Raw genomic sequence first — 25,184 nt, forward strand, 5'->3', positions numbered from 1 at the left:
GGGGTGGGCCCTGCGGCGGGCTCAGGGGCCCGCGGGGGCGTCAGCTCTTCCAGGCGTCGAACAGGTACGGCTGCGGCCACGCGTAGTCCCACGTGACGCCGTGGATGTTCGGCTGCCAAGCCACGACCCGAGCCCGCGAGTAGAGCGGGATCGACGGCGCGAGCTCCGGCAGCAGCTCCTGCGCCTGCCCGTAGAAGTCGGCGCGGGCGACCGGGTCGGCACTCGCCCTGGCCTGCGCCAACAGGGCGTCGAGCTCCGGGTCGGACAGGAACGAGGCATTCGAGCCGATCGACGAACCGTCCGACATGTTGTCGCCGCCGTACAGACGCCACAGCTGCATGCCGGTCGCCTCGGACTGGAACGACGGCATGATGCCGTAGTCGCCGTTGTAGAGACGCTGCGAGAAGTCCGCCGCGGGAACCGGCTGCAGCACGATCTCGAAGCCGAGGGCCTTGCCGTCGATCTGCACCTGCTCCAGCGTGCGCTGTGCGAGCTGGTCGTTGTCGGCGTACGGGATGACCGTGCTCAGACGCTCGCCGTCCTTCGTGCGGTAGCCCTCGTCATCCGTCTCCGACCAGCCGGCCTCGTCGAGCAGTGCGCCGGCGGCATCCGCATCGAAGTCGATGACGTTCTCGAGGTCTTTCTTGTAGTCGGGCGTGGTCGTCGCCAGGTACTCCTGCACCGGATAGGCACCGAAGGTCGCACTCTTCACGATCGCAGCACGGTCGATGCCGTGCAGCAGCGCCTGGCGCACCCGCACGTCGTCGAACGGCGCGGTCCGGGTGTTCAGGTGCAGCGTGAAACCGACGCCAGGCAGCAGGAACTCCTCCGAGCCGTAGCCGTCGTTGCTCTTCACCTCTTCCGCGTACTCCGGCGCGATGTAGTCGACGATGTCTGCCTCACCCGTGATGAGCGAGTTGTACCTGGTCTGGTCCTCGGGGAGGAACCGGTACGTGATCGTGTCGAGGTACGCAGCACCCTCGTGCGTGCCCTCCGGCCCCCAGTCGTAGTCGTCGTTGCGCACGTAGCTGAGGCTCTGCCCCTTGACCCACTCGTCGAACTTGAACGGCCCGGTGCCGACCACGGTCGACGCGAGCGAATCGGGGTCGTCGAGCAGCTGCTTCGGCGAGACGATGCCGAAATACGGCGCCGCGATCAGCGTCAGGAAGCTCGACTCCGGCTGCTCCAGCGTGATGCGCACGGTGTACTCGTCGAGCACCTCGGCGACCGGACCGAGCTTCGCGACCGAGCCGGTGGACTTGTTCGCAGGGTCGGCGACGTAGTCGAAGTTGACCTTCACGGCCTCGGCGTCGAAAGGGGTGCCGTCATGGAACGTGACGTCGTCGCGCAGCGTGAACGTGTACACGCGGGCGTCATCCGACACCTCCCACTTCGTCGCGAGCCAGGTGCCGTAGGTGCCGTCGCCGTTGTCCCACACGAGGGAATCGACGACCGGCGTCAGCACGTGCGCGCCACCCGTCTGATCGACCAGCGGGTTGAGCTGCGGCGGCTCCGACCGCGCGGCGACGACGAGATCGCCGCCCGAGACCGGTTCGCCGTTCGACTCCGCTGCATCCGTCGACGTGCCGGCAGCGCAGGCGGTCAGGGTGAGTGCGGCGACGACGGCTGCTGCGACGGCAGCTCCGAAACGGCGGGGGTTTCTCGCGGATGCCACGATCGGTCCTCTCGGTAGGCACGGGCTTTCGACGCTATCCAGAGGAGGATCGGCGCAGAGCAGCGGGGTACACGCAAGGAAACGGAGCGTCAGACAGAGTCACACGGGGCGCGAGCCGGAACGCCTGCGCTAGGGTCGCCGGTCCCGTGGAGCTGGGCGGCGGGCGAACCGCGCAGCGGTGGCGGTCCGCCGTGCGATAGATTTCGCGGAAGATCAGCGCACCCTGGAGCACAGCATGACGATGATGATGCCCGAGCCGGAACCGTTGCGACCCGTCCCGGGCCTCGATGCCTTCCTGCAGGAGACTCCCTCTGCCATCGCGAGCCGGGCCGGACAGCTGCTCGGCATGGCCGCGTACGCATTCGGCCGGTTCGAGCCGGACACCGCGCTTCGGGAGGACGCCGATCTGCTCGGGGTGCCGCACGTCGAGCGTGCTGGAGATGAGATGCAACGCTGGTCCAGCGACGCCAGACTCGATGACCTCACGCGGCAGGCGCAGGAGTTCCATGACCTCTCGTCGGCGGGGTCCCTCGACGAGAGGACCCGGGCCCTGTGGGGCGACGTCGTCCGGTTCCGCACCCCGATGCCGCTGCTGGCTCTGCTCAACATCCGACAGCAGAGCGAGCATCCTCTGGAGGCCGCCGCCGCCGCGGCCGCCCTCCACGCCTTCTCGGGCGGTCGTCTGAACCGGAGCCACGACATCCTCCGCAGTGCCGCCGAGTCTGCCGACCCGCAGGCGAACGCCGTCGCTGCAGCCATGCTCGACGTGTCTCGCACCTCGCCGGATGTCCCGGAGCGACCGGCATGGGTCGGGAACCCGGTCAGCACGACCATCCACGGTACGTGGGCACTCGTGGAGGAGAACGGGTGGCATCGGCCGGGGTCTCCCCTGCACAGCCACCTGCGCGCGAAGAACTCAGCGAACCTGTACGACGCGGACGGCTACTTCGTCTGGAGTGGCGAGTACTCGGACCTCGGTCGCACGCAGGGCGGCGAAGACCTGCACCGATGGGCCGACCTCGTCTCGGGCGCCGGATGGCTGGACGCCGTCTACGCCCACAGCCACGGAGGCAACGTCGCGCTCGATGCCCTCGCGAAGGGCGCTCGGATCAAGCTGCTCGTGCTGCTGCACACGCCAGCCATCCATCGGACCTCACAGGCGTGGGCGGCCATCCGGGCGAACGTCGGTGGGGTCATCTCGATGCGCACACGGATGGACCACGTCGTCCTGGCCGATTCGCTGCGGCACGGCGAGAACCGGATGGCGTTCGACCCCGAACTCCTCCCGCATTTCCCGGTGGTCGGGCATTGGAAGAACCAGGATGCCTGGTTCTCGCACTCGCATTTCGTCTCGGTCTCCAACTGGAGGCGCTCGGATCTCTCGAACATCGTGACGATGCGCTATCGCGCGATCTGAGCACCCCCGTGGAGCCGGGCGCTACGCCACCGGGATCTCGTCGAGCGAGAAGTACACCGGCAGACCGCGCTCGCGGGCGATCACGACGTCCTGGTCTGCGCCGGCGGATGCTCCGGGGAGGCGCAGCACGGCGTCGCAGTGCTGCAGCAGCCGACGCGCGGTCTCGTACATGACGTCGCCGTCGGCAGCATCCGCCTCTGTCATGCCGCGGAGGATCGGCAGGGCGACCCATTCGCCGATCATCGGCACGTGTCCGAGGCGATGGATGGGGGCTGCTGCCTCTTCGAGACGCTCGAGATTGCGGGCGATCAGCGCGGGGTCGCCGTCGGTGCCGGAGCGGTAGGGGCCGGCGATGAGGATCAGGAGTGGTGATGTCATGACGGAGACTGTATCCTGAATCGTGCAACAACGTGCAACTTCACGAAGGAATCGTATGCTCGGCGCACAGCGCAAGACCCACCTGCTCGAGATCCTCGACTGCGACGGACGCGTGGTCGCCAAGACCGTCGCCCACGACCTCGGAGTGTCGGAGGACTCGATCCGCCGCGACCTCCGCGAACTCGCCGACGACGGCAAGCTCGTGCGCGTCTACGGCGGCGCGCTGCCGATCCCGCCGGCCGACCGACCGGTGCAGCTGCGACAGGACCTCGCGACCGACAGCAAGGAACGCGTCGCCCGGCGCGCGGTCGACCTCATCCGCCCGGCATCCACCATCGTGCTCGACGCAGGAACCACGACCCTCGCGATGGCCCAGCTGCTCGCCCGCGACGCGTCGCTCACCGTGATCACCCCGAGCCCCGCCGTCGCTCTCGCAGTCGCCGAACACTCCGACGCCCGCATCATCCTGATCGGCGGCGAGCTCTCGCGGCACTCGATGGTCGCGAGCGGCCCCCTCGCCATGGAAGCCCTGCAGCACCTCTCGGCAGACGCCTTCTTCCTGGGCGTCACCGGCATCGACCCGGTGCACGGGCTCACGACCGGATCCGTCGACGACGCCGTCACCAAGCGAGCGCTCGCCGCCAGGAGCGCCGCCACCTACGTGCTCGGCAGCGAGGAGAAGATCGGCGCCGTGTCGCACTTCCCCGTGATCGCGCTCGACGCCATCGCCGGGATCGTCGTCGACCCGCTCGACCGCAACCCGCTGATCGAGGAGCTGCCGGTGGTGGGGTCGGGGCACTGAGGGCGTCGGTTGGGGGGCGGAGGCCCTTCGACAGGCTCAGGGACCCAAAGGGGAGGTGGGGACTGGGCCCTTCGACAGGCTCAGGGACCCAGGGTGCGGACTGGGGTGGGGGGCCCTTCGACAGGCTCAGGGACCCAACGGGGCTAGGGGGCTGAGGGTCAACCGAACTGCATCCGCTGGCCGAGCACCGGCACCGCGTCGAGCAGGTCCTGCGTGTACGGGTCGCCGGGGTTCGCGAGCAGCGTCTCCGTCGGCCCGGCCTCGACGAGCATCCCGTTGCGCATCACGCACACCTCGTCGCTGATGTAGCGCACCACCGCGAGGTTGTGCGAGATGAAGAGCATCGAGAGGCCGAGCTCATCCTGCAGCTCGCGCAGCAGGTTGAGGATCGCGCCCTGCACCGAGACGTCGAGCGCACTCGTGACCTCGTCGGCGATCAGCACCGACGGCTCACCGGCCAGGGCACGGGCGATCGTGATGCGCTGCCGCTGCCCGCCGGAGAAGGCGCCAGGGCGCTCCCCCGCACGGTCGGGGTCGAGGTGCACCTGCGCCAGCAGCTCCCGCACGCGGGCGATCCGCTCCGCGCGGGTCCACCGGCGTCCGGTGGCCCGCAGCGCCTCGGCGATCGAGTCGCCGATCGGCATCAGCGGGTCGAGCGCCGAGAAGGGGTCCTGGAACACCAGCTGCATCCGCCGCCTGGCACCGCGAGCAGCGGATCCGCCGCCGACCGCCTCGACGCCGTCGACCCTGATCGATCCCGACTCCGGCCGCACGAGTCCGACGGCAGCGGCCGCGATCGTGCTCTTCCCCGACCCCGACTCGCCGACCAGGCCGACCGTGCGGCCCTTCGGCACCGCGAGACTCACCCGCTCCACCACTCTGGTGCGGCCGTACCGGACGCTCAGGTCTTCGATCTCGAGTGCGTTCACACCGACACCTCCCGGTCTTCGTTCGCAGCGTCGTCACGCGAGGCGTCGTGCACGCCGGCGTCGTCGAGGGCCTCCGGCAGCAGCTCGGGCGCGATCACCGGCAGCGGCTGCGTGCGGTCGCTCGTCATGTCGGGCAGACAGGCGATCAGCGCCTTCGAGTACGGATGCCGAGCGTCCTCGCGGATGCGCCGCGCGTCGAGCGTCTCGACGATCCGGCCGTCCTTCATCACGATCACCCGATCGCAGAAGGCCGAGACCAGCGCGATGTCGTGCGAGATGAACACGATCGCAGCCCCCGTCTCCTCCTGCGCGCGATGCAACACGTCCATGACCTGCCGCTGCACCGTGACGTCGAGGGCGGTCGTCGGCTCGTCCGCGATGATCAGACGGGGGCGCCCGGTGAGCGCCATCCCGATCATGGCGCGTTGCCGCATACCGCCGGAGAACTCATGCGGATACTGCTTCAGGCGAGCGGCGGCGTTCGCGATCCCGACCGACTCGAGCGCGTCGGCGGCACGGGCGCGGGCCTGCGCCGGACGCATCCCCATGTGCACCTCCGGGACCTCGGTCAGCTGCCGCCCGATCGTGAGCGCCGGGTTGAGCGAGGTGAGCGGATCCTGGAAGATCATGCCGAGCTCGACGCCCAGCCTCGACCGGTCGGCCGCGGTGAGCGTTCGCGTCATGTCGATGTCGTCGAAACGGTGCACCGAGGTCGCGATGCGGGCGTCGTCACCGAGGAGCCCGGCGAGCGCCATCGCCGTGAGCGACTTGCCCGAACCGGATTCGCCCACGATCCCGACGATCTCACCAGGCACGACGCGCAGATCGACGCCACGGACTCGCTCGATGACACCGCCGTCTGCCGTGGCGAACGCGATGCGAAGGTCGGAGATCTCGGCGATCGCGTCGGTCGCCGACGCCGTGCTCTCGGTAACGCCCCGCCGCCGCCGAGGTGTGAGCGTGACCGCGCCCGTCGCCCGAGCGGCGACCGCACGGAAACCCTGCCCGCGGGAACCGGCGACGGCCTCGCTGAGCAGCGTGAGCACGAGACCGGCGAGCACCACGGCGATCCCGGGGCCGATCGCGGCGAGCGGATTGATGTAGATGCGCAGGATGCCCTCCTGCAGCATCCGACCCCAGTCATAGGCCGGCGCCTGCACACCGAGCCCGAGGAAGGAGAGCCCGGCGAACGACAGCAGCGTGACGCTCGCGGTGGCCGCCGCGTTCACGAAGAACGGGTTCGCGATGTTCGGCAGCACGTGCCGGAGCAGGATGCCGATCGGGCCGACGCCGACGACCCTGGCCGCGCGCACGTAGTCGCGTCCGGAGACGGATGCCGCGAGGTTGTAGACCAGACGGGCGAACGACGGGATGCCGGCGAAGCCGATCGCGAGCATCGCGCCGGTCGCGGTCGCACCCCAGATCACGGTGAAGAAGAGCACCATCAGCAGCCACGGGAAGGCGAGCAGGATGTCGAGGAGTCCGGTGAACAGACGACGCGGATACTTCGGCAGGATGCTGGCGACCAGCCCGAACACGATCCCGCCGACGAGTGAGATCGCGGTCGCACCGAGGGTCAGCAGCAGCGTCAGGCGGGTCGCGACCAGCACGCGGGCGAGCACATCGCGGCCCAGCTCGTCGGTGCCGAACGGATGCGCGGCGCTGGCGGGGAGCAGCCGGGACGACACATCGGTGGTGTCGGCAGCCGGTCCCCAGATCGTCGGGCCGGCAACCGCGATGAAGAGCAGCAGGGCGCAGCCGACGACGGCCGAGATCGCGGTCGGGTTCAGCAGCTTCGTGCGCAGCGACATGTCTCAGCCCTCCGTGATCGACGAGCGGGGATCGATGGTGGCGAGAGTCAGATCGACGACCAGGTTCACGCCGAGCACGATCAGCGCGTAGACGATGACCACGCCCTGCACCATCGGATAGTCCTTGGCACCGACCGACGACACCATGATGGTGCCGAGACCCGGGATCGAGAACACGGTCTCGATCAACACGGTGGCAGCGGTCAGCCCCGCGAGGATCAGGCCGCCGACCGTGAGTGACGCGGTGACGATGTTCGGCAGTGCGTGCCGAAGGTGGATCAGACGACGCGGGAGCCGCTTGGCTCGCGCGGTGGTCATGTACGTGGTGTCGAGCACCGCGAGCATCTCGACCTGCACGATGCGCACGAGGTACGCCATCGGGCCGATCGCGAGTGCGATCACCGGCAGCACGGCATCCTCCGGTGATCCCCAGCCTGCGGCCGGGAGCCAGCCGAGCCGCACCGCGAACAGCGAGATGAGTCCGACCGCGACCAGGAAGCTGGGCACCGCGATCAGGATGCCGAGCACGGCCGAGACCGCCATCGTCAGCCCGCGGCGACGACCGGAGCGCGCCAGCACCGCGGCACCGATCCCTGCCGGCAGTGCGCCGATCACGGCGATGATGAACGCCAGCACCGCGAGCAGCAGCGTCGTCGGGAAGCGCTGCGCGATCACATCGCCGACCGGACGCTGCAGTCGCACCGAGGTGCCGAGGTCGCCCGTGAGGAGGCCGCCGATGAAGCGGAAGAACTGCTCCCACATCGGCCGGTCGAGCCCGAGCTGTGCACGGGTGGCTTCGACGAGCTGCGGGGTGGCGCTGTTGCCGAGCGCCGCTCGCACCGGATCACCCGGCACGAGGTACATCAGGAGGAAGGAGGCCACGATCACCACGGCGAGCGAGATGACCAGGCGGCCGAGGCGGCGGAACAGGAAGGCCGTCCGCGGGGAGAGCCCCCGCCGCAGACGGCGCTCCTCCACCCGCGCCGCCAGGGCGGCCGTGCTGGTGTCGGCCACTTCGGCGGTCGCGAGAGGAGGAGTCGTCGTCATGGCGTCAGCCGAGCATCCGGATCGAGGTGGGCTGGATGAAGTTCGGCTGATCGAAGATCGCACCGGACTGGTAGGTCGGCAGGATGTTGTCGATCACCGGGAAGACGTCGAAGCGCTCGATGAGCTCCTTCTCGGCGTCGTTCCAGATGCCGCACGCCTCATCCGGCGTCGCACTGGAGGCCTCGGCCACGAGGGTGGAGTACTCGGGGTTCTTCACGAACATGAAGTTCAGGCCACCGGCGTCCGGCGTCGCGCCGTCGAAGAACACCGAGAGCAGCACGGGGCCGCCAGGGGCGATCTGCACCCAACCGGTGTCCCAGTCGAACGTCGAGTACAGCTGCTCGGACCAGGCCGCCGCATCGTTCGCGGAGAGCTCGGTGGTCACGCCGAGCTTGTCCCAGGTCTCCTTGACGAGCTCGGCCGCGGCCGCGTGCGTCGAGGTGGGTGCGTTGTAGACGAACTTGATGGTGAGCGGCTTGCCGTCCTTGGTGCGGAGACCGTCGTCGCCGAGCGCCCAACCGGCCTCGTCGAGCAGTTCGCCCGCACGCTCGAGGTCGGTGTCCGGCAGCGTCCACTCCGGCTTGTCCGCGACGCACAGCAGCGGGTTCTTCGTCACGAGCGAGATCGACTCGAGCCCCTCGCCGTCGGCGATGACCGTGCCGACCTCGTCGCGGTCGATCGCGGTCGAGAGCGCCTCGCGCACGAGCGGGTCGGAGAACGGGCGCCCCTCCTTCTCGTTGAACAGCATCATGCCGACCGGGTTGCGCACACCGGTGTGGGTGAGGCCTGCACCGTCGAGTCGCGAGCGGTCGGCGCCGGAGATGGTCGCGGCGTTGATCTCGCCGGACACGAGCAGGTTCGCCGCGGTGCTCTCATCGGTGACGACGCGAGCCTCGATCGTGTCGGGCAGACCGGCGGTCTCGCTCGTCACGTCGTCCGGTCCCCACGTGTAGTCGTCGCGCTTGGTGAACGTGTAGGTGTCGCCCGGCTTGATGTCGCTCAGGCTGAAGAGCCCAGTGCCGTCGGTCGCATCGGACAACGTGGTCGGGTCGGCGAGACCCGCATCGCACACCAGCATGATGGTGCCGACGTTGACGGCGAGGAACGGGTTGTTCGCCGCACTGGTCACGGTGACGACGTTGCCGTCTGCGGTCGCCGAGATCGTCTCGTCGATGACCGAGCCGTACGAGAAGGTCGCGTTGGCCGGATCGGCGTTGTAGTTCAGGTTGTCGGCGACCGTCTGCCCCGTGAACTCGGAGCCGTCGGCGCAGGTGATGCCGTCCTTCAGGGTGAAGACGACCTCGGTGCCCGTCTCCTCCCAGCTCTCGGCGAGCCAGGGCACCAGCTCACCCTCGGAGGTGACGGCGATGAGCGACTCGTAGGCGAGGTTGACGACGGCGAAGGTGTCGGGTGACACGGCCTTCAGCGGGTTCAGGTCACCGGGGTCGTCGCCGACCGCGGCGACGAACGTGCCGCCGGACACGAAGTCGCCGGTGGACGGATCGGACGGGTCGGCGGAACCCGCGCAAGACGTCAGTGTCAGCGCGAGCGCAGAGAGAACGGCGGCCACGGGTAGGGCGGTACTGCGTTTCATTGCGATCTCCTCGTTTCGGGTTCGGGATACAGCTGGTGGTGACGCAGTGCGGTCAGCGGACCACGGCGTCGGCGGACAGCCGGGCAAGGGGACCGGCCGCCTTCACGGTCACGTTCACGGTGGGGTGGGCGGTGTACGGCACGTGCGTCTCGAGGACGTCGACGATCGACACCTGCAGGGGGTCGGCGCCGGCTTGGATCGCCTTCGCGATCGCGGCCTCGGATGCCTGCTCGATCGCCGAGTCCCGGTCGCCCATCGGGGCCATCTGATCGGCACGGCCGCCGGCCAGCGAGATCGCGGCGCCGACCGCATTCGCGACGCCGCCATGATCGGGCCGGAGGATGCGCCCGGCACTGGCGAGCCGGTCAGGGACGAGGAATCCGCCACCGCCGACGACGACGAGCGGGATGTCCATGCGGCCGAGCGAGAGGCGCTCGACCGCCTCTTCCAGGCGTTCGGCGACCACGGTGAGCGCGCGTTCGAGCGCTGCGGTCATCGGTCCGTCGAGCGCGGGGAGCGAGCGGCCGTCGACCGGACTCCCGGCGAGCGCGGCGGCATCCGTCAGCGTCGGTGTCGAGCCACCGAACAGCAGGCCCTCCTGGTTGATGCGGTAGCCGACCGAGTCGGGTCCGACGCGGCCGGAGGCGACGTCGATCACCGTGCCGCCGCCGATGCCGAGGCTGAGGATGTCGGGCATCCGGAAGTTCGTCCGCACACCGCCGATCTCGCGCGGCAGCGTGGACTCGCGCGGGAACCCGCCGACCACGACGCCGAGGTCGGAGGTGGTGCCGCCGACGTCGATCACGATCGCGTCGTCGTGACCGGAGAGGTACGCGGCGCCGCGGATCGAGTTCGCCGGTCCGGAGCCGATCGTCAGCACCGGATACTGCGCGGCGTAGTCGAGCGACATGAGGGTGCCGTCGTTCTGCGCGAAGAAGGTGGCAGCATCCAGCCCCTCCTCGTCGACGACCGTCACCAGCGCCTCGGTCACCGAGCGGGCGACGCCGTACAGTGCGGCGTTCAGCAGCGTCGCGTTCTCGCGCTCGAGCAGGCCGGTCGGGCCGATGTCCTGGCTGAGGAACACCCTGGCGTCCGGACCCAGATGGCCGCGGAGCAGGTCGGCGACCTCGAGCTCCTGCTCCGGCGACGAAGGGCTGAAGATCCCTGCGACGGCGATCGCGTCGAAGTGGTCGAGTCCGTCGACGAAGCGCAGGATGCCGTCGCGGTCGAGCGGCGCGATCGGGGTGCCGTCGACCATGTGGCCGCCACCGAGCATCGCGGACCCGGCGAGCACCATGCTGACGAGGTCGTCCGGCCAGCCGGTCAGCGGCGGGTACTCGGTCGCAGCGGGAGCGCCGAGGCGGATCATCGCGACCTTGTCGAGCTGCCGACGCTGCACGATCGCGTTCGTCGCGTGCGTGGTGCCGAGCATGACCCGCGAGACACGGGAGCGGTCGTCGCCGATCGAGGCGAGCACATCGCGGATGCCGGCACGGATGCCGCCGGTGATGTCATCGGTCGTCGCGCGCTTGGTCCAGGCGAGCACCCGGCCGTCGCCGTCGAGCACGACCGCGTCGGTGTTGGTGCCGCCGACGTCGACGCCGATGGACAGGTCACGAGCGGTCATCGCGCTGCTCCTTCGAAGGGGACGTACGGGAGGTCGTAGCCGAACGCGGCCGGGCCGGCGAGTTCGAGTCCCCGCGGCGAGCGCCAGATCGGATCGCAGGCCCAGGCGAGCACCGACACGCGCTGGCCGAAGCGGAGCATCTCGGTGGTGATCGCGTGTCCGGTCTCCGCGTCGATGATCGTGATGAGGTCGGGAACGCTGACCAGCACCTCGCCGTCTTCCAGGACGAGCAGGTTCTCGTTCTGCAGTTCCAGGCGTTGCAGCCGCCCGCGGTCGGCACCGGTGCCGGTGATCGTGACGGAGCCGCGGACGAATCCGCCGGCGGTGCGACGGTCGAGGTCGGTGATCTTGCCGGTCATCAGCACGCGCGCGTCGAGCTCGTCGGCGACGGCCGCGACCGGATCGGACGACGACATCAGCGCGTGGCCGACGCGGATCGAGGCGCTCACGGTGCCCTCGATCACGGCGCCGCGCACCTGATCGGCCGTCATCGGATAGTGCGCGCCGATGCAGATCGAGCCGCTCGCGACGGTGAGTGCACGGGCGTGCCGCTCGAGCCAGTGCAGATCGATCGTCTTCATGACCGAGATGTTGCCGACCACGTCGCTCTGCACGGCCCACGCGCAGGGGACGCCGGCGACGTTCATCGCGACCATCGCGGCGTCGGGGAACGCGCGGCCCATGCCATCGGCGTCGAGCACCTGCAGCCCGAGGCGGGCGGCCCAGCCGATCGGCTGCACGCCGTTGCCGCCGCCGATCTCCGCGGCCATGAGCGTCGTGACCCGGCGTCCGAGCAGTCGCTCGGCCTCGGCGAGCAGCGCGTGGATCTGACCGGTCGCCGAGAGCATCTCGATGCCGACCGTCGGAGCGCCGATGCCGGACATCAGGATCACGACGTCGTCCTCGTCGAGATCGGCCACCGTCACGAGCGGCACCGGTCCGTGCTCGCGGAGCGCCTTCTCGACCATGATCTGACTCGTGTACACGGCGCCGCCGCCGCCGGTGCCGAAGATGGCGGTGCCGATGCCGAGGGCTGCGACGTCGTCCGCGGTGATCTCGGTGATCGGTGCCGACGTGCGTGCGGCAGGGGATATCTGGGCCATGTGTTCACGGTACGGAGGCTTCCTCCGCGGGACAATGTTCCGATCCGCCAGTGTTTCGGTTCATACTGTGCGCATGGCACAGTACTCGCTGCGAGATCTTCGCGATGACGCCGACCGGCTGGGACTTCGACTCGTCGCCGGCCCGATCGACGAACGCCCGATCGACCGCGTCGACCTCGTCGCGGTCGACCGGCTCGACGCGCTCACCGCCGGCACCCTCGCCATCGTCCCCGGCGACGAGCAGCCGCCGCCCTTCCGTATCGACGTCGCGCTGCGCCAGGCCAGCGCGCGCGGTCTCGCCGGCATCGTGTTCACGACCGCGCTCGCCCTCGCCGAGACCGCGACCGTGCTCGCCGAACGAGGCGGGGTGCCGGTGTTCTCCGCAGCCGGTGTCGGATCCGCCGATCTCGCGAAGGTCATCGACCGGGCGATCTCCGGCGGTGCATCCGAGGCGATGATGCGCGGCGCCCAAGCCGTCACGGCGGCCACCGCAGCAGCCGGCGACACCGGCAACAGCACCGAGAGCATCCTGGCCGCGGCGGGGAGCGTGCTGGGCACCGAACTGTCGCTGATCTCCGATCCGGAGGTCTCGTGGACCGACACCGACGCGGTCTTCATCGGCGAGGTGCCGATCGGGCGCCTCGTCGCCGGGAGCACCGACGGCGCGACCGAGGTCTCATTGCCGGTCATCGCCTCGCTGCTGTCTCGTGTCGCGCAGCGGCAGAGCCGCGACCGCTACGCCCCCACCCAGTCACGCGCCGATCTGCTCGTCGAGCTCGTGCTCGCCGACTCCACCCGCGCCGAGGGCTTCGTCGGCCAGGCTGCTCGGCTCGGACTCCCGCTCCCCCAGTCGCACGTGGTCGCCTGGCTCGCCCCCACGCGTCCGAGCGACACCGACGCCCGCGCGCCGCGCAGCGTGCAACCGGCGCTCGAGCTCTTCGCGCTGCAGCTGGTCGAGGCGCGCGAGGAGCTCTGGCACGTCGCCTTCCTGCAGGACGACCTGATGCTCGTGTGCACCGAGGAGCACGGCGCAGGCGACCACCAGCGACGGGTGCGCGAGGTCGCGATGCTGATCCAGCGGCAGGCGCAGGAGCTGGCAGGTTCCGACTGGACCTACACGCTCGGGCTCGGCACCCCGCAGCTCGGCGCGCTCGGGCTTCGGCAGTCGGCGGCCGAGGCGCGGATCGCCGCCGAGTCCGCGATCGCCGCCGGTCGTTTCGGCGGTGTCGAGCTCACGGACGTCACCGGGCTGCGCCGCGTGCTGCTCGACGTCTACGCCTCGCCGATCAGCCGTGAGCTGCTGCACGACGTGCTGCGCCCGCTCGACGAGCTCGGCGCGGAGCGCGCCCTGCTGTCGGTGCGCACCCTGCTCGCCTACCTGGCGCACGACGGTTCGCTCGTGCACGCGGGCAAGGAGCTGATGCTGCATCCGAACGGCGTCGGCTACCGGATGCGGCGGATCCGCGAGCTGCTCGGCATCGACCTGAGCGACCCCGATGCGCGCTTCGCGGTCGAGCTGGCCTGCCGCGTCCGACTGCTCGGCGCCGCGTAGCCCCCTTCCCCCTCTCCCCCCCCCGCCGCCGCTGAGGGGTCAGCACACGCCGCTCCCGGGTCCCGCGGCGCGGCGTGTGGTGACCCCTCAGCGGGGGGGTGGAGAGACCAGCGCATGGGCGCTGCGCCCAACCGGCAGAGCGCGCAGTGGGCGGACGCCACATGATCGGATGCCGCGTCGCGCCCTAGGCTCGCAGCCATGCCCTACACGGATGCCGCGGATGTGCGCCTCTACTACGAGGCGTTCGGCGATGCCGATGCCCCCGTGCTCGTCCTGGTGTCGGGCGGCGGCGCGCAACTGCTCGCCTGGGATGAGCGCTTCATCGCGATGCTCACCGAGGGCGGTGTGCGCGTCGTGCGCTTCGACAACCGTGACACCGGGTTCTCGCAGCGCTTCGGCGGACCCGACGAGGTCGACGGCCGATACGAGCTCGCCGACCTGGCCGAGGATGTGCTCCGAGTGCTCGATGACCTCGGCGTCGAGTCGGCGCACGTGGCCGGGCACTCGATGGGCGGGATGATGGCGCAGATGCTCGCGATCGGGCATCCGGAGCGCGTCCGAAGCCTCGGTCTGCTCTCGACGATCCCCGGCCAGTCGCCCCGCTACGTGCTCCACGGCGAGCGCCCCGAACTCGCCGAGCCGCCCGTGCGCATCACCCGCGAGCAGGCGGTCGCCTTCACCGAGGCAGCGCTGCAGGCGGCTCCGAGCGGACGCTACGACCCGCAGATCGCGTGGCATGTCGCGGCGACCGGTGAGGCGTACGACCGCGGGTACTTCCCCGAGGGGTTCTCCCGGCAGTGGTCAGCGCTCAAGCGCGCGCCCGAGCGGCTCGATGCGCTGAAGTCCGTGACGGTGCCGACGCTCGTGTTCCACGGCCGCGACGACGACGTGCTGCACTGGGCCTCGGCCGTCGACATCGCGGAGGCGATTCCCGGCGCCGAGCTGCAGGTGCACCCTGACATGGGGCACCTCATCCCGCACGAACTGTGGCCCGATCTCGCCGCAGCCCTCCTCCGCACGGTCGCCCGGGCCGAGGAGCAGCGCTGAGCCGAAGGACCGGTCGAGCCGCACCGACGACTCAGCGATCCGCCTCGGCATCGAACGCCTCGGTGCCGGTCTGGGAGAACGGATGCGGCCCTCGCGGTCCGAACACGAGCACGAGTTCAGCCACGGCATCCGATTCGTTGCGGACCCCATGCTGCAGGCCCTCCGGGGCGTAGAACGCGTCGCCGACGCGGAGCACCCGTCGCTCCTCCTCCGAGGTGACGACGACCTCACCCCTCGTCACGATGTACATCTCGTCGGAGCTGTTCGTCGAGCAGCTGTCCGGATCGCCCTCGAGGTGGTGATGCTGCCCCTCCTCGGCGCCGGGCTCGAGCCGGTAGAGCATCACCGACGTCGGCAGCCCGGTGGTCTGCTGGAAGTACCACTCGATGCCGACTCGGCCCTCGCCGTGGTACAGCTCCCAGTCATGACTGTTGTCGCCTCGCTTCTGCACGCGCATGCGTCTCAGTGTGCGCGAGCGCGACGCGGCCCGGTATGGACCGCGACCCCATGATCCACGGAGCGTGATGTGCTGCGCTCACGCCGGGCGCGACCCCCGGATCATCTCGGCGTACCCGTCGGTGTAGCTCGGGTACTGCAGCTCGCCCAGCACCGAACGCAGCAGTGCGCCGTCGAGCACGGTGCCGCTCTGCGCGGCGGTCGGGTCGTGCGGGGGCGCATCCAGGCCGAGCTCGCGGGCGATGAACGCGACGACCTCGCCGAGCGGTGCCGGCGTCGCGTCGACCCCGTGCACGAGCGCCGGTGGCTCCGGCATCCGCAGCAGCACGTCGAGGGCGCGCACGAGGTCGGTCTCGTGGATGCGGTTGGTCCGTCGGCGGTGGTTCACCACGGCGTGCTCGCGCACCTGGCGCAGCAGGAATTCACGACCGGGACCGTAGATCCCGGCGGGACGCACGATCACGGCGTCGAACAGCTCCCTCGCCGCGAGCTCGCCGTCGCGCAGGCCGCGCGCACGATCGCTGGTCGGGGCCGGCTCGTCGGCCTCGGTGATCGTCCGGTCGAACGGCCCTGCCTCGAACACCCCGGTCGACGACACGAAGATCGTGCGCGAAGGCGTGGCCGGCAGCGCATCCGCCACATGGCCCAGCACCACGCGGTAGCCGGGATCACCCGGCGGCAGCGTCACCACCATCGCATCGACCACCGGCAGCGGCTGGTCGAGCGGTTCGGCCAGGTCGGCGCGGATGCCGACGACCCCCTCGGGCAGGGCGCCGTCGCTGCGACGCACTGCGACGACGGCGCCGCCATCCGCGAGCAGCCTCGGCGCCAGCCCCTGTGCGAGCTTGCCGTATCCGATGAGGAGCGTTCGGGCGGGGGCTGGAAAGGTGTCCACCTGCCCAATCTGCCACACGGACGCCGGCGGGAAGCACGCGACGGGGACGCGATGCCGAGGCACCGCGCCCCCGACGCGTCATCCCTTGGCGACGCTCCTGAACCCGCGCAGACGCAGGCTGTTGCCGACGACGAAGACGCTGGACAGCGCCATCGCCGCCCCCGCGAGCATCGGGTTGAGCATGCCGAGGGCCGCGACGGGGATCGCCGCGACGTTGTACGCGAACGCCCAGAACAGGTTCGTCTTGATGGTTCCGAGCGTTGCGCGCGACAGCCGGATCGCGTCGACCGCGCTGCGCAGATCGCCACGGACCAGGGTGATGTCGGATGCCTCGATCGCGACGTCGGCACCGGTCCCCATCGCGAGTCCGAGGTCGGCCTGCGCGAGTGCAGGAGCGTCGTTCACGCCGTCGCCGATCATCGCGACGACCTTTCCTTCGCCCTGCAGCCGGATGACGACATCGACCTTGTCCTTCGGGAGCACTTCGGCGATGACCTCGCCGATCCCCACCTCGGTGGCGATCCGGCGGGCGACGGCCTCGTTGTCCCCCGTGAGCAGCACCGGCGTCAGCCCGATGGCCCTGAACCGGGCGATCGCCTCCGCACTGGTCGGCTTGACCGCGTCGGCCACGATCAGGATGCCGCGGGCCTCGCCGTCCCAACCCACCGCGACGACGGTCTTGCCCTCGCCCTCGGCGCGCGCCTTCGCGGATGCGACCGCCGGGCTCAGCTGCTGCGACCACTCGGCGAGCAGCGACACCCGACCCACGACCACCGCGTGCCCGTCGACGACGCCCTGCACGCCTGTACCCGCGATGTTCGTGAAGCCCTCAGGGGTGGGCAGCGCCCCGACCTCCTGCGTCGCGCCCGTGGCGATCGCCTGAGCGATCGGATGCTCGGAGGCATCCTCCAGCGCACCTGCGAGTCGCAGCAGCTCGGCGCGGTCGGTGCCGGGCTCGACCATCACATCGACGAGCGTCATCCTGCCGGTCGTCACCGTGCCGGTCTTGTCGAGCACGACCGTGTCGACGCTGCGGGTGGATTCCAGCACTTCCGGCCCCTTGATGAGGATCCCCAGCTGTGCTCCGCGACCGGTGCCCACCAGCAGCGCCGTCGGCGTCGCGAGTCCCAACGCGCAGGGGCACGCGATCACCAGCACCGCGACAGCAGCGGTGAAGGCAGCGGTCGCCGGGAACCCGGCGCCCAGCCAGCCGCCGAGTGTCGCGACCGCGATCACGATCACGATCGGCACGAACACTCCGGAGATGCGGTCGGCCAGGCGCTGCACCTCGGCCTTCCCGGTCTGCGCGTCCTCGACGAGCCGGGCCATCTGCGCCAACTGCGTGTCGGAGCCGATCCGCGTCGCCCGCACCACGAGCCGTCCCCCGACGTTCGTCGTGGCGCCCGTCACGGCATCGCCTGCGGCGACCTCGACGGGAACGGCCTCCCCCGTGAGCATGGATGCATCGATGGCCGAGGTACCGGAGACCACGACGCCGTCCGTGGCGATCTTCTCGCCTGGACGAACGATGAACTCGTCACCGACCCGCAGCTCCTCCACTGGGATCTTCCCCTCGACGCCGCCCCGCAGCACCGAGACCTCTTTTGCGCCGAGCTCGAGCAGCGCCCGCAGCGCGGCACCGGCCTGCTTCTTGGAGCGCTTCTCGAAGTACCGCCCGGCGAGGATGAACATCGTCACCCCTGCCCCGACCTCGAGGTAGATGTTCGCCGCACCGTCGGACGGCGCCAGCGAGAACTCGAACGGATGCGTCATCCCCGGGGTCCCCGCGGTCCCGAAGAACAGCGCGTACAGCGACCAGAGGAAGGCGGCCGACGTGCCCATCGAGATGAGCGTGTCCATCGTGGCGGCGCCGTGCCGCAGATTCATCCAGGCTGCTCGGTGGAACGGCCAGGCGGCCCACACGATGACGGGGGCGGCGAGGGCGAGCGACGCCCACTGCCAGTACGTGAACTGCAGGGCCGGGATCATCGCCATCGCGATGACCGGCACCGTGAGCACGACCGCACCGATCAGGCGGTTGCGCAGTGAACGCAGCTCGGGGTCGGCATCGTCGCCCGCGTCGTCTGCGGCCCCGGTTCCCTTCGGTGCGGGCATCGCGGCCGTGTAGCCGGTCTTCTCGACCTCGGCGATCAGCAGCGCAGGGTCGTAGCCGTCCGGCACCGTGACCTTCGCCTTCTCGGTCGCGTAGTTCACGGTCGCCGTGACGCCGTCGAGCTTGTTCAGCTTCTTCTCGATCCGCATCGCGCAGGAGGCGCAGGTCATGCCGCCGATCTCCAGCTCGACGCCGGCTCCCGCTGTCGCTGATGTGCTCATGGTGTCGTTCCTTCTCTTGCTTCGCCGGCGTCGAGCACGAACTCGGCCGTGCGCACCTCGCCGTCCACCCGGAAGTCCAGGTACAGCAGGTACCGACCCGCGGTCGGCGCCTCGGCGACGAAGCCGATCTCCGGTCCGGCTGTCTCGCCCGGCTGCGGCTCGTCGCCCTCGGCATGCACGTGCAGGAAGGCGAGGTCGCCGTCTCGCAGGGCCACGAGGTGACCGAAGGCGCCGAGGTACGGCTCCAGTGCGGTGACCGGCTGCCCGTCGCGCGAGACCGTGATCGCGAGCTCGCTGGATGCTCCGGCGGCCAGGTCGCCGTCGAGCGAGACCGTGAAGCCGTCGACCTCGTCGACCCTGCTCGGCTCGGCGACGACGGGGGTGAACTCGCCAGCCACCTGCACGGTGCGGCTGAGGGTCAGCCCGGATGCGTCTGCACCGGCGGGCGTGAAATCAGCGAACACCCGATAGGTCCCCGCGGCCGCCCATTCCCACGGGAGCGACCAGATGCCGGTCGACTCGTCCAGCACCGGGTGCACGTGCTGGAACCGGCTTCCGTCGGAACGGGCGATGATCAGGTGCAGATCGCGGTCGTGCGCCGTGGTGTACTCGGTCACCGCATCGCCTGCTGCATCCTCGATCCGGAAGCTGAGCGTGCCTGCGTCATCGACGGCCGCCGGGGCATCGATCGGTGACAGCACGAACCCGTCGGCGCTGAGCGCCAACCCCTGCAGCGCACTCACGACCGGGGTCGCGGCGCCGTCAGCCGGTGCGTGACCCTGTCCGTGGTCGTCCATCTCGCTCCCCTGCTGCCAGTCGGCGGCGAGGTCATCCGGCGCCACCGCAGCGGCGACGCCGAACGCGATGCCGAATGCCGCCACCAGCCCGACCCCGGAGAGGGCCAGCCGCGCGCCCGCGTTCATGACGAGCGCACCGCTGAATATCCCGCCTCTTCGACCGCGGCGAGGATCTGCGCGTCGTCGATCACGTCTGAGCCGGTCACGACGAGCGTCCCGGACTGCGCGCTCACCTGGATGCCCTCGACGCCGGCGACCTGGCCGACCTCTTCGCGGACCGACATCTCGCAGTGGCCGCACGTCATCCCGGTGACCTGGTATTCGTTCGTCGCCATGATGCTCTCCTCTTCGTCGGATACCCCTAGGGGGTATTTGTAGCAACTCTAGCCTATGCTGAGCGCATGATCGCGGATGATCCCCGGCTGGTATCGCGACGCGTGGTGTTCCGGCGGTTCGGCGGACCGGAGGTGCTGGAGATCGAGCACCGCCCGATCCCTGTGCCCGGCACCGGCGAGGTGCTGGTGCGCGTCGCCGCAGCCGGTGTCAACCCGGTCGACTGGAAGATCTTCAGCGGGCTCCCGCTGCACGACGCCTATGAGCGCACCCTGCCGTCCGGGAACGGCTACGACTTCGCCGGCACGATCGCAGCGCGAGGCGACGGGGTCGAGGGGTGGCGCATCGGCGACCGGGTGTTCGGCGGCCTCCGTTTCCACGCGCAGGCCGACCATCTCGTGATCGACCCCCGACGGCTCGTCCGGATGCCGCACGGGCTCTCCTTCCTCGCCGCCGGCGCCCTCAACGTGGTCGGGCGCACCGCGGTCGCGAGCGTCGAGTCACAGCACCTCGGCCCGGAGGACGTCGTGCTCGTCGGCGGGGCGGCCGGCGGCGTCGGCATCGTGACCGCGCAGCTCGCCGTGCGACAGGGCGCGCAGGTGCACGGCACCGCCAGCCAGCGCAATCATGCGATGCTGCGCCGACTCGGCATCCGCCCCATCGCGTACGGCCCTTCACTCGAACGCGAGCTGCGTGCCGCCGCCCCGCAGGGCTTCACGGCCGTGCTCGACACGGTCGGTCACGGCACCGTCGAGCTGGCGCTCTCGCTGGGCGTGCCGCCGGAGCGGATCAACACGATCGCCGACTACGAGGCCCGCAAGAACTCCGCTGTCGCGGGAGTCGGCGGCGCCGCGGCCGGCGCCGGAGAACTCGCGCAGATCGCCCAGCTCATCGCCGACGGAGTGATCGAGCTGCCGATCGACTCGGTGCACCCGCTCGGGAACGTGCGGGAAGCCTACGCCCGCTCGATCGCGGGGCACGCGACGGGCAAGATCGTGCTCACGACTGCATCGGCCTGAGCGCTCAGCGCCGGCGTCAGGTGATCGTGGCGGCGACGATCACCGGCGTCATCGCAGCCATCATCGCTCCTGCCATCGCGGTGTTCACCGCCGAGGAGACCGCATCGCCGGCCGCAGAACCCGACGTGAGGCCGATGATCCGCTTCCGCAACTGCCCGGCCGAGAGCCCGCCGGCCTCCTGGTGCAGCACCCGGTGCGCGACATTGAGCCCCTGCAGGATCGCGAGCAGCGTGAGGTCGGCCTGCGTCGGCGCCGCCGAACCCGCGAGCACCGCCGCGAGGCGCGCGCGCAGCAGCAGCTCGGGGCCGGGGTCCGCCTCCGGAGTGCGTTCGGCTCCCATGCCGAAGAATCCGCGCTCACCGTGCGCGAGCACACCCTGCGCGACGAGGGAGGCGACGACCGGGTCGAGAGGGTCGAGCTTCGATGAGGTGACGATGGACTGCAGGCGCGTGCCGCTCATCGGTGCGAGCCCGGCGAGCACGGCATCCAGCACCGGGTTCCCGGTCGGCTCGGCCGACACGACGTCGACCCGCGGACGCTTGTCCTCGCCGACGCGCACTCGTCCGTGCTCTGCGAGGTCGACGATGGCTGCACCGATCTCGCCGTAGCGGCGATACCCGCCGGCCGCACCCTCGACACGGCCGTCGGGACGCAGCAGCAGCAGGTGGAGTTCTTCGACGATCAGCATGACCCCACCGTAGGACCGCGTCCCCACGGCCCACATCCCCCGAGAGGCGGACACCGATGGACGGATGCCGCGCGCATGCCGATGGACGGATGCCGCGCGCACGCGAGAGCGCCGCGCACCCTGAGGGTCCGCGGCGCTCTCGGTCGATCGAGTCGGCGTGCTACTCGGCGACGGCGATCTTCTTCGCGTCGTCCGTGTTGAGCAGACGGAAGAGGAGCGCGGCGATGATGCCGCCGACGATGGGAGCCACGAAGTAGAGCCACAGCGAGCTCCAGGCGAAGTGACCGCTCACCGCGAGGCCGAGCGCGACGGCCGGGTTGAAGCCGCCACCCGAGATCGATCCGACCGTCGCGGCACCGACGAACACCGTGCCACCGATGGCGAGACCGTAGAACGAGTTGCCTGCGGTGTCCTTCGAGGTGGCCGAGTTCAGCACGACCCACACCAGGATCAGCGTGAACAGCGCCTCGACGAGGAAGGCCGGGCCGACCTCGATGATCATGGCCTTGTCACCGGTGGGCCACACGGCGAGGCTCGCCAGTGCGGCGAGCGCGCCGCCGACGAGCTGGGCGACGAGGTAGGCGATGAAGTCGGTGACGCTCAGGCCGCCGCGCAGGAAGACACCCACCGAGACGGCGGGGTTGAGGTGCGCGCCGGAGATGTGGCCGGTCGAGTAGACGAGCACGGCGAGCGTGAAGCCGATCGCGAGCGGGGTCAGCGGGCTCCCGCTGTTGACCGCCGCGATGATGGCGAGGACGAACAGGAATGTCGCGAGCGCTTCTGCGACCGCCTTGCGTGCAGTACCGGTCATGAGCTGCCTTCTTCTCGAATCGTGAGTGGTCCACTGGAGCACCCGCGCACTCGGCCCCCCGGCCTCTCGCGCGACCACAATCTATCGGTGGGCAGGAGCAGTGACGCGCGGGGCGCGCGGCATTTCTGTGAGATTCCTGGATGCTTCGGATCCGTGATTTGCCGGGGCGGACGTGCCGTGTCAACCCCGTCCCACTGGATTCGGTGCGCGCGTACGGTGAGCGCATGCCATCCGAGATCACCGCCGAGCCCGCAGCACCCACCCGTCTGCGCCGAGCCATCACCGGCCCGCTGCTGTTCGCGTTCATCCTCGGCGACGTCCTCGGCGCTGGCATCTACGCCCTCATGGGCGTGCTGTCGGAGAAGGTCGGCGGGATGCTGTGGGCGCCACTGCTCCTGGCGCTCGGCCTCGCCCTGCTCACTGCAGGCTCCTACGCCGAACTCGTCACGAAGTATCCGCGCGCCGGTGGTGCAGCGGTCTTCGCGGAGCGCGCGTTCCGCAGTCCGCTCGTGTCGTTCCTCGTCGGGTTCAGCATGCTCGCCGCCGGAGTCACCAGCGCCGCCGGGCTCGCGATCGCCTTCGCCGGCGACTACTTCCGCACCTTCATCGATCTGCCCACCATCCCGGTCGCGATCGTCTTCCTCGCCGTGGGCGCGGCACTCAACGCCCGCGGCATCCGCGAGTCCCTCGGCGCGAACCTCGTGATGACCGCGATCGAGCTCAGCGGTCTCGTCATCGTGATCGCGGTGGTCGCGATCTTCGTCGGCGGCGGTGGCGGAGACATCTCCCGCGTCACCCAGGCTCCGGAGGGCACCAGCGTGGCGCTGTCGGTGCTCGCCGGCGCGGTGATCGCCTACTACTCCTTCGTCGGCTTCGAGACCTCCGCCAACATGATCGAAGAGGTGAAGGATCCGCGTCGCACCTACCCGCGCGCCCTCTTCGCCGCGCTGTTCACCGCCGGCGCGGTCTACCTGCTGGTGGGACTGGCGAGCTCGGTCGCACTGCCGGCCACCGAGCTGCAGGAGTCCTCAGGGCCGCTGCTCGCCGTCGTGGAGGCCACCGGCGTCAGCATCCCCTCCTGGCTCTTCAGTCTGATCGCTCTGATCGCGGTCGCCAACGGCGCGCTGCTCACGATGATCATGGTGAGCAGGCTCACCTACGGCATGGCCGAGCAGCAGCTGCTGCCGTCGACGCTCGCCCGCGTGCTCCCGAAGCGGAAGACGCCGTGGGTCGCGATCCTCACGACCACGCTGGTCGCGATGGGCCTCACCCTCATCGGAGACCTGGCGACGCTCGCCGAGACCGTCGTGCTGCTCCTGCTCTTCGTGTTCCTCAGCGCGAACATCTCGGTGCTCGTGCTCCGACGCGACCAGGTCGAGCACGACCACTTCCGGGTGTGGACCTTCGTGCCGATCCTCGGGATCGCCTCGTGCGTCCTGCTCCTCACCCAGCAGCGTCCGCTCGTCTGGCTCTTCGGGGGGATCCTGCTCGCGGTCGGCGCCGTCCTGTACTTCCTGGCGAGGTTCGCCAGACGACGCTCCGACCGGACGACCACGCACACCGACACCGACACCGAACAGCGCACCGACGAAGGGAACGACCATGAGCACGCACGATGACAGCACGGCCGCGGAGATGACCAGCGAGGAGAAGCGCCACGATCAGCTGACGTCGGCGCCCGATGCGACCGAGGCGGATGCCGCACCGCGCATCGAGGTCACCGAGCACGACGGCACCACCCGCATCGATATCCTGCCGGACGCCGAGGTGCGCCCCGGACCAGGACCGGGGATGCCCGAAGCAGACGGCAGTGACGCCGAGGGCGACTGAGCCTAGAGCCAGCCCTTGCGCTTGAAGATCCAGTAGAGGCCGAAGCCCATGGCCACCATCAGGCCGACGGCCATCGGGTAGCCGAACAGCCAGTGCAGCTCCGGCATGTGGTCGAAGTTCATGCCGTAGATCGTGCCGACCAGCGTCGGCGCGAACAGGATCGCAGCCCACCCCGAGATCTTCTTGACCTCGTCGTTCTGCTTGATGCTGACTTCCGTCATCCGCCGCATCTCGTCGTTCTGACGCCTGGCGACGATCGTCGACTCCACGGTCAGCGCATTGTCGAGCACGGTGCGGAACGTGGTCGCCCGGTCGGCGACCCGCAGGGTGTGGTCGAGCACGTCGCGCAGATACCGCTGCAGCTCCTCGTCGACCTGGTACTTCTCCGATCCGCGCAACAGCGCATCGAGCATCCCCGACAGCGGTTGCGTCGCACGCTGGAATTCGATGACCTCGCGGCCGAGCTCGTAGATCCGCTGCGTCGCATCGACGTTCTCGACGAACAGCTGGCTCTCGATCTCATCGATGTCGTTCTCGAGCCCTGCGAGCACCGGCGTGTACTCGTCGACGACCTCGTCGAGGATCGCGTACAGCACCGCCTCGGGGCCATGCTTCAGCAGAGTCGGATCCGACTCCAACCGCGTGCGCACCCGCGCCAGATCCGGCGACTCCGCGTGCCGGATGGTCACCACGAAGTCCGGGCCGACGAGCACATGCACCTCGCCGAACTCCACCTCCTCGGACGCATCGAGGTAGCGGGCAGGACGCAGCACCATGAACAGCACGTCGCCGTAGCGCTCGAGCTTGGATCGCTGATGCCCCGACAGTGCATCCTCGACGACGAGCGCGTGGATGCCGAACTCATCGGCGACCTCGCGGATCTCCTGCTCGCTCGGACGGTAGAGGCCGATCCAGCTCATCCCGCCCCTCGCACGCATCAGCTCGAAGGTCTCGCTGAGGGTCTGCGGATTCTCGGTGCGCACGCCATCGACGTAGATCGCGTTGTCGACGATGGCCATCGCACTCCCTCTCGGCCCTG

At 69.9% G+C, this 25,184-nt stretch carries 23 protein-coding genes; 7 read left to right on the top strand and 16 right to left on the bottom strand.

Going from position 1 to position 25,184, the window contains the following annotated elements; all coding sequences use genetic code 11:
• Positions 1–40: 40 nt before the first annotated feature.
• Positions 41–1,675 carry an ABC transporter substrate-binding protein gene (locus RS83_RS04515; protein WP_045278341.1) on the bottom strand — a complete coding sequence of 545 codons (1,635 nt, stop codon included), beginning with the start codon at positions 1,673–1,675 and terminating at the stop codon, positions 41–43.
• A 235-nt stretch (positions 1,676–1,910) separates the two neighbouring features.
• Here RS83_RS04515 and RS83_RS04520 point away from each other — a divergent pair, with 235 nt between their 5' ends.
• On the top strand, positions 1,911–3,092 hold the full coding sequence (locus RS83_RS04520) for a hypothetical protein (RefSeq protein WP_045278342.1): 1,182 nt from the start codon (positions 1,911–1,913) through the stop codon (positions 3,090–3,092).
• A gap of 21 nt (positions 3,093–3,113) precedes the next feature.
• On the opposite strand, the gene RS83_RS04525 is transcribed toward RS83_RS04520, so the two are convergent.
• Entirely contained in the window at positions 3,114–3,470 is a 357-nt protein-coding gene (locus tag RS83_RS04525) for an NUDIX hydrolase (protein ID WP_045278343.1), read from the bottom strand.
• A 55-nt stretch (positions 3,471–3,525) separates the two neighbouring features.
• On the opposite strand from RS83_RS04525, the gene RS83_RS04530 reads away from it, so the two are divergent.
• Positions 3,526–4,272: a DeoR/GlpR family DNA-binding transcription regulator gene (locus RS83_RS04530; RefSeq protein WP_045278344.1), complete on the top strand. Its 747-nt coding sequence runs from the start codon at positions 3,526–3,528 to the stop codon at positions 4,270–4,272.
• 158 nt (positions 4,273–4,430) lie between these two features.
• Here RS83_RS04530 and RS83_RS04535 read toward each other — a convergent pair whose 3' ends face one another.
• From RS83_RS04535 to RS83_RS04560, 6 genes are read right to left on the bottom strand one after another with little or no spacing between them, the layout of a single operon-like run.
• Positions 4,431–5,201 carry an ABC transporter ATP-binding protein gene (locus tag RS83_RS04535; protein ID WP_045278345.1) on the bottom strand — a complete coding sequence of 257 codons (771 nt, stop codon included), beginning with the start codon at positions 5,199–5,201 and terminating at the stop codon, positions 4,431–4,433.
• Positions 5,198–7,012 (bottom strand): dipeptide/oligopeptide/nickel ABC transporter permease/ATP-binding protein, encoded by a 1,815-nt coding sequence (locus RS83_RS04540; RefSeq protein WP_052678854.1) that lies wholly within the window; start codon positions 7,010–7,012, stop codon positions 5,198–5,200. The genes RS83_RS04535 and RS83_RS04540 overlap by 4 nt, the downstream gene beginning before the upstream one ends.
• 3 nt (positions 7,013–7,015) lie before the next feature.
• On the bottom strand, positions 7,016–8,059 hold the full coding sequence (locus RS83_RS04545; protein WP_082071521.1) for an ABC transporter permease: 1,044 nt from the start codon (positions 8,057–8,059) through the stop codon (positions 7,016–7,018).
• Between the two features lie 4 nt (positions 8,060–8,063).
• Positions 8,064–9,653 carry an ABC transporter substrate-binding protein gene (locus tag RS83_RS04550; protein WP_045278346.1) on the bottom strand — a complete coding sequence of 530 codons (1,590 nt, stop codon included), beginning with the start codon at positions 9,651–9,653 and terminating at the stop codon, positions 8,064–8,066.
• Between the two features lie 52 nt (positions 9,654–9,705).
• Positions 9,706–11,280, bottom strand: coding sequence for a hydantoinase/oxoprolinase N-terminal domain-containing protein (locus RS83_RS04555; protein WP_045278347.1), 1,575 nt, complete (start codon positions 11,278–11,280; stop codon positions 9,706–9,708).
• Complete coding sequence (locus tag RS83_RS04560) at positions 11,277–12,383, bottom strand: DUF917 domain-containing protein (protein WP_045278348.1); 1,107 nt, start codon at positions 12,381–12,383, stop codon at positions 11,277–11,279. Before RS83_RS04560 ends, RS83_RS04555 begins: the two co-directional genes overlap by 4 nt.
• A gap of 73 nt (positions 12,384–12,456) precedes the next feature.
• On the opposite strand from RS83_RS04560, the gene RS83_RS19070 reads away from it, so the two are divergent.
• Both RS83_RS19070 and RS83_RS04570 read left to right on the top strand, forming a co-directional pair.
• A complete protein-coding gene (locus RS83_RS19070) occupies positions 12,457–13,935 on the top strand; it encodes a PucR family transcriptional regulator (protein WP_045278349.1) in 1,479 nt (492 codons plus the stop codon).
• A gap of 198 nt (positions 13,936–14,133) precedes the next feature.
• A complete protein-coding gene (locus RS83_RS04570; RefSeq protein ID WP_045278350.1) occupies positions 14,134–14,982 on the top strand; it encodes an alpha/beta fold hydrolase in 849 nt (282 codons plus the stop codon).
• Between the two features lie 31 nt (positions 14,983–15,013).
• Here RS83_RS04570 and RS83_RS18210 read toward each other — a convergent pair whose 3' ends face one another.
• The 5 genes from RS83_RS18210 to RS83_RS04595 form a co-directional block, all read right to left on the bottom strand.
• Entirely contained in the window at positions 15,014–15,439 is a 426-nt protein-coding gene (locus tag RS83_RS18210) for a cupin domain-containing protein (protein WP_052678857.1), read from the bottom strand.
• A gap of 78 nt (positions 15,440–15,517) precedes the next feature.
• Entirely contained in the window at positions 15,518–16,333 is an 816-nt protein-coding gene (locus RS83_RS04580) for a sugar nucleotide-binding protein (protein WP_045278351.1), read from the bottom strand.
• A gap of 78 nt (positions 16,334–16,411) precedes the next feature.
• On the bottom strand, positions 16,412–18,667 hold the full coding sequence (locus RS83_RS04585) for a heavy metal translocating P-type ATPase (protein WP_045278352.1): 2,256 nt from the start codon (positions 18,665–18,667) through the stop codon (positions 16,412–16,414).
• Complete coding sequence (locus RS83_RS04590) at positions 18,664–19,590, bottom strand: hypothetical protein (RefSeq protein WP_045278353.1); 927 nt, start codon at positions 19,588–19,590, stop codon at positions 18,664–18,666. The genes RS83_RS04585 and RS83_RS04590 overlap by 4 nt, the downstream gene beginning before the upstream one ends.
• Positions 19,587–19,799: a heavy-metal-associated domain-containing protein gene (locus RS83_RS04595; RefSeq protein WP_045278354.1), complete on the bottom strand. Its 213-nt coding sequence runs from the start codon at positions 19,797–19,799 to the stop codon at positions 19,587–19,589. Before RS83_RS04595 ends, RS83_RS04590 begins: the two co-directional genes overlap by 4 nt.
• A 66-nt stretch (positions 19,800–19,865) precedes the next feature.
• On the opposite strand from RS83_RS04595, the gene RS83_RS04600 reads away from it, so the two are divergent.
• Complete coding sequence (locus tag RS83_RS04600; protein WP_045278355.1) at positions 19,866–20,816, top strand: NADP-dependent oxidoreductase; 951 nt, start codon at positions 19,866–19,868, stop codon at positions 20,814–20,816.
• A gap of 16 nt (positions 20,817–20,832) precedes the next feature.
• Here RS83_RS04600 and RS83_RS04605 read toward each other — a convergent pair whose 3' ends face one another.
• Together RS83_RS04605 and RS83_RS04610 are read right to left on the bottom strand one after the other, a co-directional pair.
• Entirely contained in the window at positions 20,833–21,504 is a 672-nt protein-coding gene (locus RS83_RS04605; RefSeq protein ID WP_045278356.1) for a GOLPH3/VPS74 family protein, read from the bottom strand.
• A 160-nt stretch (positions 21,505–21,664) separates the two neighbouring features.
• Positions 21,665–22,315 carry an MIP/aquaporin family protein gene (locus RS83_RS04610; RefSeq protein WP_045278357.1) on the bottom strand — a complete coding sequence of 217 codons (651 nt, stop codon included), beginning with the start codon at positions 22,313–22,315 and terminating at the stop codon, positions 21,665–21,667.
• Positions 22,316–22,539: 224 nt separating this feature from the next.
• On the opposite strand from RS83_RS04610, the gene RS83_RS04615 reads away from it, so the two are divergent.
• Together RS83_RS04615 and RS83_RS04620 are read left to right on the top strand one after the other, a co-directional pair.
• The gene (locus RS83_RS04615; RefSeq protein WP_045278490.1) at positions 22,540–23,934 is read left to right on the top strand and encodes an APC family permease; all 1,395 of its coding nucleotides are present in this window, start codon (positions 22,540–22,542) and stop codon (positions 23,932–23,934) included.
• Positions 23,918–24,145: a hypothetical protein gene (locus tag RS83_RS04620; protein WP_045278358.1), complete on the top strand. Its 228-nt coding sequence runs from the start codon at positions 23,918–23,920 to the stop codon at positions 24,143–24,145. The genes RS83_RS04615 and RS83_RS04620 overlap by 17 nt, the downstream gene beginning before the upstream one ends.
• A 2-nt stretch (positions 24,146–24,147) precedes the next feature.
• Here RS83_RS04620 and corA read toward each other — a convergent pair whose 3' ends face one another.
• Complete coding sequence (gene corA, locus RS83_RS04625) at positions 24,148–25,164, bottom strand: magnesium/cobalt transporter CorA (RefSeq protein ID WP_045278359.1); 1,017 nt, start codon at positions 25,162–25,164, stop codon at positions 24,148–24,150.
• Between the last annotated feature and the right edge of the window lie 20 nt (positions 25,165–25,184).

The sequence above is a fragment of the Microbacterium oxydans genome (assembly GCF_000956525.1).
Classification (GTDB): domain Bacteria; phylum Actinomycetota; class Actinomycetes; order Actinomycetales; family Microbacteriaceae; genus Microbacterium; species Microbacterium oxydans_A.

Coding starts and splice junctions, on each gene's coding strand:
- RS83_RS04600 (WP_045278355.1), top strand. CDS start 19,866: ATGATCGCGGATGATCCCCGGCTGGTATCGCGACGCGTGGTGTTCCGG.
- RS83_RS04560 (WP_045278348.1), bottom strand. CDS start 12,383: ATGGCCCAGATATCCCCTGCCGCACGCACGTCGGCACCGATCACCGAG.
- RS83_RS19070 (WP_045278349.1), top strand. CDS start 12,457: ATGGCACAGTACTCGCTGCGAGATCTTCGCGATGACGCCGACCGGCTG.
- RS83_RS04620 (WP_045278358.1), top strand. CDS start 23,918: ATGAGCACGCACGATGACAGCACGGCCGCGGAGATGACCAGCGAGGAG.
- RS83_RS04540 (WP_052678854.1), bottom strand. CDS start 7,012: ATGTCGCTGCGCACGAAGCTGCTGAACCCGACCGCGATCTCGGCCGTC.
- RS83_RS04585 (WP_045278352.1), bottom strand. CDS start 18,667: ATGAGCACATCAGCGACAGCGGGAGCCGGCGTCGAGCTGGAGATCGGC.
- RS83_RS04615 (WP_045278490.1), top strand. CDS start 22,540: ATGCCATCCGAGATCACCGCCGAGCCCGCAGCACCCACCCGTCTGCGC.
- RS83_RS04550 (WP_045278346.1), bottom strand. CDS start 9,653: ATGAAACGCAGTACCGCCCTACCCGTGGCCGCCGTTCTCTCTGCGCTC.
- RS83_RS04605 (WP_045278356.1), bottom strand. CDS start 21,504: ATGCTGATCGTCGAAGAACTCCACCTGCTGCTGCTGCGTCCCGACGGC.
- RS83_RS04610 (WP_045278357.1), bottom strand. CDS start 22,315: ATGACCGGTACTGCACGCAAGGCGGTCGCAGAAGCGCTCGCGACATTC.
- RS83_RS04595 (WP_045278354.1), bottom strand. CDS start 19,799: ATGGCGACGAACGAATACCAGGTCACCGGGATGACGTGCGGCCACTGC.
- RS83_RS04525 (WP_045278343.1), bottom strand. CDS start 3,470: ATGACATCACCACTCCTGATCCTCATCGCCGGCCCCTACCGCTCCGGC.
- RS83_RS04555 (WP_045278347.1), bottom strand. CDS start 11,280: ATGACCGCTCGTGACCTGTCCATCGGCGTCGACGTCGGCGGCACCAAC.
- corA (WP_045278359.1), bottom strand. CDS start 25,164: ATGGCCATCGTCGACAACGCGATCTACGTCGATGGCGTGCGCACCGAG.
- RS83_RS18210 (WP_052678857.1), bottom strand. CDS start 15,439: ATGCGCGTGCAGAAGCGAGGCGACAACAGTCATGACTGGGAGCTGTAC.
- RS83_RS04590 (WP_045278353.1), bottom strand. CDS start 19,590: ATGAACGCGGGCGCGCGGCTGGCCCTCTCCGGGGTCGGGCTGGTGGCG.
- RS83_RS04530 (WP_045278344.1), top strand. CDS start 3,526: ATGCTCGGCGCACAGCGCAAGACCCACCTGCTCGAGATCCTCGACTGC.
- RS83_RS04520 (WP_045278342.1), top strand. CDS start 1,911: ATGACGATGATGATGCCCGAGCCGGAACCGTTGCGACCCGTCCCGGGC.
- RS83_RS04545 (WP_082071521.1), bottom strand. CDS start 8,059: ATGACGACGACTCCTCCTCTCGCGACCGCCGAAGTGGCCGACACCAGC.
- RS83_RS04570 (WP_045278350.1), top strand. CDS start 14,134: ATGCCCTACACGGATGCCGCGGATGTGCGCCTCTACTACGAGGCGTTC.